This window comes from Streptomyces sp. NPDC007945 (genome assembly GCF_042958885.1).
In the GTDB taxonomy this organism is placed as follows: Bacteria; Actinomycetota; Actinomycetes; order Streptomycetales; family Streptomycetaceae; genus Streptomyces.
Map to the genome: position 1 here is coordinate 1 of NZ_JBIBJV010000025.1, position 1427 is coordinate 1427.

Here is a 1427-nt window from a genome sequence, read left to right on the forward strand (position 1 = left end):
GTCATGTCGGTTGTCGAGAGTGCGCGTCCGGGTCCGGACGCGAGCGTGTCGGCGAGTGGTGGTGAGCCGGCGCCCGAGAGGCTGGACGGCCGGCTGAAGCTCGTCCTGGTCGTCCTGCTCGTCGCGCAGTTCATGCTCGCGGTGGACTTCTCCATCCTCAACGTCGCCCTGCCCGTCATCGGCGAAGGCCTCGGCTTCTCCCTGGCCAACCTCCAGTGGATCGCCACCTCCTTCGCCCTGTGCGCCGCCGGCTTCACCCTCCTGTTCGGCCGCGTCGCCGACCTCTTCGGACGCCGCCGCCTCTTCCTCATCGGACTCGCCGTCCTCGGCGCCTCCTCCCTCCTCGGCGGCCTCGCCACCACCCCCGAGATCCTCCTCATCGCCCGCGTCCTCCAGGGCCTGGCCACCGCCGCCGTCACCCCCGCAGGCCTCTCCCTGCTCACCACCTCCTTCCCCGAAGGCCCCCTCCGCCAGAAAGCCCTCGGCCTCAACGGCGCCCTCATGTCCGCCGGCTTCACCACCGGCGCCATCCTCGGCGGCGTCCTCACCGACCTCCTCTCCTGGCGCTGGGCCTTCTTCATCAACGTCCCCGTCGCCATCGCCGTCCTCCTCATCGCCCCCACCGTCATCAAGGAATCCCGCCCCACCCAGCGCCCCCGCCTCGACATCCCCGGCGCCACCACCGTCACCCTCGGACTCCTCGCCCTCGTCTACGGCCTCACCCACGCCGGCGAAGAAGGCTGGACCAACCCCCTCGCCCTGACCGCCCTCGCCGCAGGCGCCCTCCTCCTCGTCGCCTTCTACGCCATCGAAGCCAAAGCCAAGGAACCCCTCGTCCCCGTCACCGTCCTCAAGCGCCGCAACGTCGCCTGGGGCAACATCGCCGGACTCATCGCCTTCCTCACCGAGACCAGCCTCGTCTTCCTCATGACCCTCTACCTCCAGGAAGTCCTCGGCTTCTCCGCCCTCGCCGCCGGCCTCTCCTTCGGCGTCCTCGGCATCGGCACCGTCATCGGCGGCTCCATCGCCCCCAAGGTCATCAACGCCACCAACACCCGCACCACATTGATCATCGGAGGCCTCCTCCAAGCCGCCGCCACCCTCGCCCTCATCGGCCTCGGCGAAACCTCCACCGCCCTCTGGCTCCTCCTGCCCGCCACCTTCGCCGGCGGCATCGGCAACATGCTCGTCATCGTCGGCTTCATGGTCACCGCCACCACCGGCCTGCCCGACCACGAACAGGGCATGGCCACCGGACTCGCCACCATGACCCAGCAGATCGGCATCACCATGGGCACCCCCATCATGAGCGCCATCGCCGCCACCACCCTCGACATCCACCACGGCATCACCACCGCCGTCATCATCAACACCGCCATCGTCCTCATCGGCACCCTCACCACCGCCCTCTACCTCCGCACCAAGTC

General features: G+C 69.4%; 1 protein-coding gene. It reads left to right on the top strand.

Features of this window, described 5'->3' with window-relative positions:
• Positions 1 to 3: 3 nt before the first annotated feature.
• Positions 4 to 1427, top strand: a 1424-nt coding sequence (locus ACFZCF_RS31950; RefSeq protein WP_388450602.1) for an MFS transporter, incomplete at its 3' end; no start/stop codon positions are given.